The following is an 8728-nucleotide window of genomic DNA, read 5'->3' on the forward strand; positions in this document are numbered from 1 at the left end:
CCCACCATCCGCATCCGCCGCCAACCGGTCCTGCCGCGACACCGGATGCGGCACGGGTGGCTTGGGAGGAACGCTTGGTCGCCCTATGCCCGAGCTCGAAGCGGCATCCTCCTTCACTGCGGGCGCCGCCGCTGTTCCCCGAACCGTCACACCGTCCGCTCGGATCTCGCCTCCGATGCATGGCGCGTCACCGAAACCCCGGCGAGAGCATCCGCTTCCATCTGCGCCGGCGGTGGGTGCCGTAATCCCCAGAAGCGTCAACGCGAGCACGAAGACGAGCAGGCCTCTCAGTCGCATGCGAGTACAGCGTCGTTCGGGACCATGTCGTTGATGCGCCATGCGCCATCGTCTCCCTGCACGGCCTTGAGCTGCAGAGACACGGTCGAGCTTCGCGACGGAGTGACGTCTCGTCCGTCGGCGTCGACGATCCTGGTACCGCTGACGTCGAGGCAGGCTTGCGCGACCATGAAGCCCTCCCCGCGCGAGGTCACCGAGAAGCCGTAGTAGGTGTCCTGGCCTTCCACCTCCTGCCGCGCCGCTTGGTAGCGGTCGATCTCCCGCACCTCGTCCTCGAGGGCATCTCCCGTGAGGAAGGGGCGCAGGTCATCAGCAGCTTCGCCGTGGAAGGGGAGGGCGAGGAATCCCGTGACCAGGGTCCGGAAGGCCTCGTCGTCCCTCTGCTCCTGCGACAGCGCCGGAGTCGTGGTGCCCTGCGGGCTCGGCGGCTGCGGGGCAGCGCATCCGCTGAGGACGCATGTCGAGAGCAGGAGGGCGAGCGAGCCGGACAGGACGCCGCTCACCCGCCCGAGTGGATGGCGCGGTCGCTCGTGCATGGTGGTCTCCCCCGGGGCGTGTGGTCCCGCGAGCAGGAGGGATGCGGCAGCACCCGGCGTCGCGGTCCAGGAAAGGTAGCCGCGCTCGCGCGACCCTGCGCAGGAGGGTCCACACGGGACGACCGCTCCGGCGGCACGCCCGGTGTGCGGGAGGCGGCCCGCCGTCCGCGGACCATGATGGGCGCATGACGATACCCGGCGCGTGGGTGCGCGCAGCCCGTGGGGCCATGCTGCTCTCCCCCGACGGGACGCCCGGCACCACCGTGTTCGCCGAGATGAGCGCGCTGGCCGCCTCGACCGGCGCCATCAACCTGGGTCAGGGCTTCCCCGACGAGGACGGCCCGAGCGAGGTCCTCGAGGCGGCGCGCGCGGCGATCTCGGCGGGGATGAACCAGTACCCGCCCGGCCGCGGCACCCCCGAGCTGCGGCAGGCGATCGCCGCCCACCAGATGCGCTTCTACGGGATCGCCCTCGACCCGGACACGGAGGTGCTAGTGACCGCGGGTGCCACCGAGGCGATCGCCGCGGCCCTCCTCGCCCTCGTGGAGGAGGGCGACGAGGTGGTGACGCTCGAGCCGTTCTACGACGCGTACGGTGCCCTCATCTCGCTGGCCCGCGGCGTGCACCGCACCGTGCCGCTGCGTGCTCCCGGCTTCCAGCCGCGGCTCGACGACCTGCGCGACGCCATCACCGACCGCACCCGCGTGATCCTCCTGAACGACCCGCACAACCCGACGGGCACGGTCCTCAGCCGCGAGGTCGGGGAGCTCGTGGTGGAGCTCGCCGTAGCCCACGATGTCGTGATCGTCACCGACGAGGTCTACGAGCACCTCGTGTTCGACGCGCCGCACGTCCCGGTCGCCACCCTGGCGGGAGCCCGCGAGCGCACCGTGACCATCTCCTCCGGCGGGAAGACATTCCGCACCACGGGATGGAAGGTGGGCTGGCTGACGGCGCCCGCGCCCCTGGTCTCCGCGATCCTGGCCGTGAAGCAGTTCCTGACGTTCGTGAACGGCGCGCCGTTCCAGCCCGCCATCGCGACCGGCCTCGCCCTCCCCGACCGGGTGTACGACGGCATCGCCGACGACCTGCGGCACAAGCGCGACATCCTGGCGGCCGGCTTGACGGCGGCCGGCTTCCGGATCCACCTGCCCGCGGCCGGCTACTTCATCGTGGCCGACGCCGCGCCGCTCGGCTTCGCCGACGCCCGGGAGCTGTGCCTGCGGCTGCCGTCCCTCGCCGGCGTGGTCGGCGTGCCCCTCTCCGCCTTCTGCCATGCCCCGCTCGCGGCGGAGCATGCCTCGCTCGTGCGCTTCGCGTTCTGCAAGCGGATCGACGTGCTCGAGGAGGCCGCGCGGCGCCTCGGCGCCCTGGCGCCCGGGACCGCCTGACCCGGCACCCTGGTACCAGGGCCGTCCGCCGGTGGGGGCCTGAAGGGGGACGCATCGCCGGGGACGCCGCCCCTAGCGTTGGTCTCGCGGGCGCTGGGTCCGCACACCCATCCTGAGGAGGCAGCGCGCATGATCGTCGCTGAGAACCTGACCAAGCGCTATGGCGCGAAGACCGCCGTGGACGGCGTGAGCTTCACCGTCCAGCCGGGCATGGTGACCGGATTCCTCGGTCCGAACGGCGCCGGGAAGTCCACGACGATGCGCATGATCGTCGGTCTGGACAGCCCCACGAGCGGATCTGTCACCGTCAACGGACGCCGCTACCGCGACCTGCAGGCGCCGCTGCACGAGGTCGGCGCGCTCCTGGACGCGAAGGCGGTGCACACGGGCCGCAGCGCCTTCAACCACCTCCTCGCGATGGCGGCCACGCATGGCATCCCGCGCTCGCGGGTCGACGAGGTCATCGAGATGACGGGCCTGCAGCCGGTCGCCAAGAAGCGCGTGGGGGGCTTCTCCCTCGGCATGGGGCAGCGCCTCGGCATCGCCGTCGCGCTCCTGGGGGACCCGCGCACGCTGATCCTCGACGAGCCCGTCAACGGCCTCGACCCGGAGGGCGTCCTCTGGGTGCGCAACATCACGCGCTACCTCGCCGGCCAGGGGCGCACGGTGCTCCTGTCCTCGCACCTCATGAGCGAGATGGCGCAGACCGCCGACCACCTCATCGTCCTCGGCCGGGGACGCGTGCTGGCCGACGCGCCCGTCGCGGCCGTGGTGGCGGGTGCCACGAGCGGTCTCGTGCGCGTGCGCTCCCCGCACGCCGACCGGCTGGGCCAGGCGGTGTCGCGACCCGACGTCGTGGTGACGAGCGTCGAGCGCGACGTCATCGAGATCACGGGCCTCTCGGCCGCGCAGGTCGGCGACGCCGCACTGTCGGCGGGCGTCGTGCTGCACGAGCTCACGCCCGTCTCGGCGTCCCTCGAGGACGCCTACCTGTCGCTCACGCAGGGCGACGTCGAGTACCACAGCGCCGCAGTCGGCACGACCGAGCAGGAGACCGCACGATGACCGCCACCAGCACCCCCTACGCACCCGCCCCGGTGGCCACGGGCCGTCCCACGCTCTGGCGCCTCATGCGCTCCGAGTGGATCAAGCTCCGCACGCTGCGCTCCACCGTCTGGTGCTTCGCGCTCGTCTTCCTCCTCCTCGCCGGGTTCTCGGCGCTCTTCACCCCGTTCGTCGTGGACCAGCTGGAGGACCAGCTGGGCCTCCCGGGGCTCCCGGCCGCCGACCTGCTGGTGTCCGTCGGCCTCAGCGGCGTCACGCTCTCGATGCTCGTCGCGGGCGTGCTCGGGGTCCTCGTGATCAGTGGCGAGTACTCGACCGGCATGATCCGCTCGTCCTTCAGCGCGGCACCCCGGCGTCTCGGCGTCATCGCCGCGAAGGCGATCGTGTACACGCTCGTGACCTTCGTGGTCACCGCGATCGCCGTCGCCGTGGCCCTCCTGATCGCCCGTGCGTACTTCGCCGCCGCCGGCGCCGAGGTCGACGTCCTCGACGGCGGGTTCCTGCTGTCGGCCCTCGGCGGCGTGCTCTTCGTCGTGCTCATCGGGCTCATGGGCTTCGGGTTCGGCCTCCTGCTGCGCAACGGCGCGGCCGGGATCGGCGCCCTCGTCGGCCTCGTCCTCGTCGTGCCCATCGTCGGCCAGCTGCTCGGCGGCGTGCTCGACTGGGTCCGCGACCTCGAGCCGTACTTCCCCCTGAGCGCGGGCAACCGCCTCTACAGCGGCGGCAACGGCGCTCCCGGGGAGATGGAGTTCTGGCAGGCGTTGCTGGTCATGCTCGCGTGGGTCGCCGTGATCCTCGTCCCCGCCGTCGTGCTCGCCCGGAAGCGGGACGCCTGATCGACGCGGACCGGAGGGCGCCGTCGGGCGCGGCGGACACCGCCGCGCCCGACGGCGTCCGCCTGCCGACCCCGCCCGGCGCGGTCCGCGGGTGGATGGCCCGGCATCCGCGGACGGTCGACGCCGTCATCGCGGTCCTGTTCACCTGGGCGTCCCTCGCCGGCGTCGCCGTCAGCGACATCCGCTCCGACCTCCCCGGGGCCGTGGTCGTGCTCGTCGTCCTGTCGCTCGGCGTGGGCGCGGCGCTGATGCTCCGCCGCAGCCGACCGGTGACCGTGCTCGTCGTGAGCGGGCTCGGCACGGCGGCCTCGGCTCTGATCTCCGGCACCTTCGACTTCGGCGCCCTCCCCCTCGCGCTCTACGCCGTGGCGGTCCACGGATCCTCGCGTCGCGCATGGCTCGGGCTCGGCGGGTCCGCGCTCCTCGCCGCCGTCGTCGTGCCCACCACGGCGCGCAGCGGGCCGCTCGACCTCTCGGTCGCCTCGATGCTGGTGTTCAGCCTCATCCCCATGCTCATCGCGACGCTCATCGGCACGAACGTCGGCGGACGGAAGCGCTACGTGGAGGCGCTGCGGGACCTCGCGGTGCAGCTCGCCCGCGAGCGCGACCAGCAGGCGCGGCTCGCGACGGCGGCCGAGCGCACCCGCATCGCCCGCGAGATCCACGACATCGTCGCCCACGGGATCACGGTCATGGTCACGCTCGCCGACGGCGCGGCGGCCAGCGCCGTCACCCGTCCGGAGCTCGCCCGCGACGCCATGCGCGAGGTCGCGGACGCGGGCCGGTCGTCGCTCTCGGAGATGCGCCGCATGCTCGGCGTGCTCGCCGAGGAGCCGGCCGCCGGCGATGCGACCCCTCCCTCCCTCCGCGCCCCGCAGCCCGGGCACGCCGACCTGGCCGCCCTCGTCGACTCGTTCCGGTCGACCGGCCTGCCCGTCCGCTTCACCACGACGGGCACGCCGCCGGAGGATCCGGGACGCCAGCTCGCCGTGTTCCGCGTGGTGCAGGAGTCCCTGACCAACGCGCTCCGGTACGCGCCGAACGCCGAGCGCGTCGAGGTCCGGGTCGACCACGGGCCCGACCGGATCACCGTGGAGGTCACCGACGACGACCGCACGGGTCCCGTCGTGCCGCCCGTCCCCGGCAGCGGGCGGGGCCTCGTCGGCGTCACCGAGCGCATGGCCGTCTACGGCGGCACCGCGTCCGCCGGGCCTCGCGCGACCGGAGGATGGCGCGTGCTCGCGACGATGCCGGGCGGCTCGCACGACCTGCGCCCGGGCGACCCGCCCGCAGCCCGCGACCCGCACGACACCCGCCCCCGGATCCAGGAGGACCGATGACCGACAGCCGCACCCCCGTCCGCGTGCTCATCGTGGACGACCAGGCGCTCGTGCGCATGGGCTTCCGCATGGTGCTCGACGCCGAGCCCGGGATCGCGGTGGTCGGCGAGGCGGCCGACGGCCGGGCCGCCGTGGCGCGCACGGGCGAGCTGGCGCCCGACGTCGTGCTCATGGACGTGCGCATGCCCGGCATGGACGGCATCGAGGCGACCGCCGAGATCGTCGCGCGGCACCCGGCGACCCGCGTCATCGTGCTCACGACCTTCGACCTCGACGAGTACGCCTTCGCGGGGCTGCGCGCGGGCGCGAGCGGGTTCCTCGTGAAGGACACCCGGCCCGAGCACCTCATGCAGGCGATCCGCGCGGTGGCCGACGGCGACGCCGCCATCTCCCCGCGCGTGACACGGCGCATGATCGAGCTCCTCGGATCCGCGATGCCCGCGGCGGGCAGCGCGGCCGGCACCGGGGAGGGCGCGGCCGACCCGCGCCTCCGGCCGCTGACCGCGCGGGAGCTGGAGGTGCTCACGGCGCTCGCCGAGGGGCTCACCAACCAGGAGATCGCCGGGCGCCTGTACCTGTCCGAGTCGACCGTGAAGACGCACGTGGGGCGGGTGCTCGCGAAGCTCGACGTGCGCGACCGCGTGCAGGCCGTGATCCTCGCGTACGACTGCGGGCTGGTGCGTCCGGGTGCGTGACGGGACGCCCTCGGGGTCGTGGAGCGGCCGTCCGGCGCGAGAGGATGGGCATGCCGGCCGCACGCCGGGACGACCCGTCAGGAGCGCTGTGACCACGACCGCCGCGGACGCGCGCCTCGCCCGCTCCGCCCCCGCCGCGCGCCGGGCCGCGGATCCGCCCGCGGGAGACCCCGGAGCCGGCACGAGCACGGGATCCGACACGGACCTCCTCGAGCGCTCCGCCACCCCGCCGGTGTGGAGCTGCGTGGTCTGGAACGACCCCGTGAACCTCATGACCTACGTCTCCTACGTCTTCCGCAGCTACTTCGGCTTCCCCCGCGAACGGGCCGACGAGCTGATGCTCCGCGTGCACGAGGACGGACGGGCCGTGGTCGCGACCGGGATCCGCGAGGAGATCGAGCGCCACGTCCTCGCGATGCACGGATACGGGCTCTGGGCCACGCTCGAGCGGGTCGACGCGTGAGGGCCTTCCGCGCGCGTCCCGACGGGACGGTCGCCGCGCACCTGGAGCCGCACGAGGTCGCCCTGCTCCGCGGCCTCCTCGGCGAGCTGCGCGGCATCCTCGACGCGGGTGCCGCCCCGGGCGGCGCCGAGGACGGCGGGGCACCCTCGCCCGTCGCCGAGCGGCTCCTGCCCGACGCCTACCCGGACGACGCCGAGGCCTCCGCGGAGTTCCGCCGCTTCACCGCGGACGACCTCACCGAGGCCAAGGCCGCGAACGCGACGACCGTGGAGGCGACGCTCGCCGAGGCCGATGCGCGCGGAGCCGGGCGGCGCGGGCTCCTGGTCGTGCTCGACCCCACCGGAGCGCAGGCCTGGCTCCTCACCCTCAACGACCTCCGGCTGGCGATCTCCGTGCCGCTGCGGATCGACGAGGCCGACGGCTGGCGGGCCCGCGCGCCCCGCGAGAGCGCCGGCCTCTACGACTGGCTGACGTTCGCCCAGGGCTCGCTGATCGAGGCCGTCGACCGCTGACCCGGCGACGCCCAGGCCCCGGCGAGCATGATGGAGGGGACCCGCGGACCCGCCGGCCCACCGGGTCCCGTCCGCAGGAGAGGAGCAGCATGCGCGTCGTCGTCATCGGAGCGACCGGGAACCTCGGGACCGGGGTGCTGCGGCGCCTCCACGCCGCGGGGGCCGAGATCGTGGGCGTCGCCCGGCGCATGCCCGACGCCGCGCTCGAGCCCTACTCCCAGGTGACGTGGCGGCTCGCCGACATCGGCGCCGCGGGCGCCGTCTCCGGGCTGGCCGCGACCATGCGCGGCGCCGACGCGGTGATCCACCTCGGCTGGGCGCTGCAGCCCAACCACCGCGAGCGCGTGATGCACCGCACCAACGTCATCGGCACGGCCCACGTGCTCGAGGCCGTCGCGCAGGCGGGTGTGCCCCAGGTGGTCGTGGCGTCCTCCGTCGGCGCCTACAGCGCGGCGCCCAAGGACCGTCCGCGGGACGAGACCTGGCCCACCGGCGGCATCCACACCTCCCACTACTCGCGGCACAAGGCCGAGAACGAGCGCGCCATGGACGCCTTCGAGGCAGCGCACCCCGAGGTCGTGGTGACGCGCATGCGACCCGGGCTCGTGATGCACGACGAGGCGGCGGCCGAGATCGCCGCGCTGTTCCTCGGCCGCTGGATCCCGACGCGCTGGCTGGGCCTCGCCACGCGGACCCCCGTGCTGCCGCTCCCCCGCCAGCTGGTGTCGCAGGTCGTGCACAACGAGGACGTGGCGGACGCGTTCTGGCGGGCGGTGGAGCGCCGCGCGCCCGGCGCCTTCAACATCGCCGCGGACCCGGTGGTCGACCCCGCCCTGGTGGGGCGCCTCCTCGGGGCGCGCGTCGTCGCCGTGCCGCTGCCGGCCCTTCGCGCGCTCGTCTCCGCGAGCTGGCGCCTCCGCGTGCAGCGGACGGACCCGGGATGGATCGACATCGCCGCGAACGTGCCGGTCATGTCGACGGCCCGCGCCCGCGAGGTGCTGGGATGGGTCCCGGCGCACCCCGCCGAGGACGTCCTGGCCGAGTTCGGACGCGCGTTCGTGCACCGCACCGGACGCGACGGCTCGGCACCGCTCGCCGGATGAGCGACGACGCCGACTTCGTCGCCGCGGCCCTCGAGCGCGAGGGCGCGTGGTACCGCGCGGAGGCCGAGCGGGAGCGCCTGCGGAGCGACCTCGGGTTCGTCGGCGCATCCGTCGGCGCGGTGCGCGGCACCGTGCGGGACCTCGGCCGCCGACGACCGGGCATGACGCGGGACGAGGCGGTGGCGCTCGCCTCCGAGCTGTGGCGCTCGCGCGTGTACGAGATGCGACTCGCGGCCGTCGTGCTGCTGCAGGAGCACGTGGCACGGCTCGACAACGGCGACCTCACCCGCATCGAGGGCTTCGTGCGGGATGCCCGCCTGCGGGACCTCGTGGATCCGCTCGCCCTCGACGTCGTCGGGCCGCTGGTCGAGCGGCTGGCCGGCGCCGGGAGGACGCGCGCCGACGCGGCGCTCGACCGCTGGGCCGGCGAGCAGGACGTGTGGCTCCGCCGTGCCGCACTCCTCGCCCCGTCGCGGCCGCTGCGCGCCGG

Annotated in this window: 10 protein-coding genes; 9 read left to right on the top strand and 1 reads right to left on the bottom strand. The window is 74.3% G+C overall.

All coding sequences use genetic code 11. From position 1 onward, the window contains the following. Positions 1–287: 287 nt before the first annotated feature. Positions 288–800: a hypothetical protein gene (locus tag Q6969_RS10250; RefSeq protein WP_317230349.1), complete on the bottom strand. Its 513-nt coding sequence runs from the start codon at positions 798–800 to the stop codon at positions 288–290. A 218-nt stretch (positions 801–1018) separates the two neighbouring features. On the opposite strand from Q6969_RS10250, the gene Q6969_RS10255 reads away from it, so the two are divergent. The 9 genes from Q6969_RS10255 to Q6969_RS10295 all read left to right on the top strand — a co-directional run. After that, positions 1019–2224 (top strand): aminotransferase class I/II-fold pyridoxal phosphate-dependent enzyme, encoded by a 1206-nt coding sequence (locus tag Q6969_RS10255; RefSeq protein WP_317230350.1) that lies wholly within the window; start codon positions 1019–1021, stop codon positions 2222–2224. Positions 2225–2353: 129 nt separating this feature from the next. Then, the gene (locus tag Q6969_RS10260; protein ID WP_317230351.1) at positions 2354–3289 is read left to right on the top strand and encodes an ATP-binding cassette domain-containing protein; all 936 of its coding nucleotides are present in this window, start codon (positions 2354–2356) and stop codon (positions 3287–3289) included. After that, positions 3286–4125: an ABC transporter permease subunit gene (locus Q6969_RS10265; RefSeq protein ID WP_317230352.1), complete on the top strand. Its 840-nt coding sequence runs from the start codon at positions 3286–3288 to the stop codon at positions 4123–4125. The genes Q6969_RS10260 and Q6969_RS10265 overlap by 4 nt, the downstream gene beginning before the upstream one ends. A gap of 95 nt (positions 4126–4220) precedes the next feature. Next, entirely contained in the window at positions 4221–5465 is a 1245-nt protein-coding gene (locus tag Q6969_RS10270) for a histidine kinase (protein ID WP_317230353.1), read from the top strand. After that, the gene (locus Q6969_RS10275; protein ID WP_317230354.1) at positions 5462–6160 is read left to right on the top strand and encodes a response regulator transcription factor; all 699 of its coding nucleotides are present in this window, start codon (positions 5462–5464) and stop codon (positions 6158–6160) included. Before Q6969_RS10270 ends, Q6969_RS10275 begins: the two co-directional genes overlap by 4 nt. An 88-nt stretch (positions 6161–6248) precedes the next feature. Then, the gene (gene clpS / locus Q6969_RS10280) at positions 6249–6623 is read left to right on the top strand and encodes an ATP-dependent Clp protease adapter ClpS (protein ID WP_317230355.1); all 375 of its coding nucleotides are present in this window, start codon (positions 6249–6251) and stop codon (positions 6621–6623) included. Then, positions 6620–7135 (top strand): DUF2017 family protein, encoded by a 516-nt coding sequence (locus Q6969_RS10285; protein WP_317230356.1) that lies wholly within the window; start codon positions 6620–6622, stop codon positions 7133–7135. The genes clpS and Q6969_RS10285 overlap by 4 nt, the downstream gene beginning before the upstream one ends. An 89-nt stretch (positions 7136–7224) precedes the next feature. Further along, the gene (locus Q6969_RS10290; protein ID WP_317230357.1) at positions 7225–8238 is read left to right on the top strand and encodes an NAD-dependent epimerase/dehydratase family protein; all 1014 of its coding nucleotides are present in this window, start codon (positions 7225–7227) and stop codon (positions 8236–8238) included. Then, the coding region (locus Q6969_RS10295) for a DNA alkylation repair protein (RefSeq protein ID WP_317230358.1) at positions 8235–8728 on the top strand (494 nt) is incomplete at its 3' end. The genes Q6969_RS10290 and Q6969_RS10295, both read left to right, overlap by 4 nt.

The sequence above is a fragment of the Clavibacter sp. MX14-G9D genome (genome assembly GCF_032917815.1).
Taxonomy (GTDB): domain Bacteria; phylum Actinomycetota; class Actinomycetes; order Actinomycetales; family Microbacteriaceae; genus Clavibacter; species Clavibacter michiganensis_K.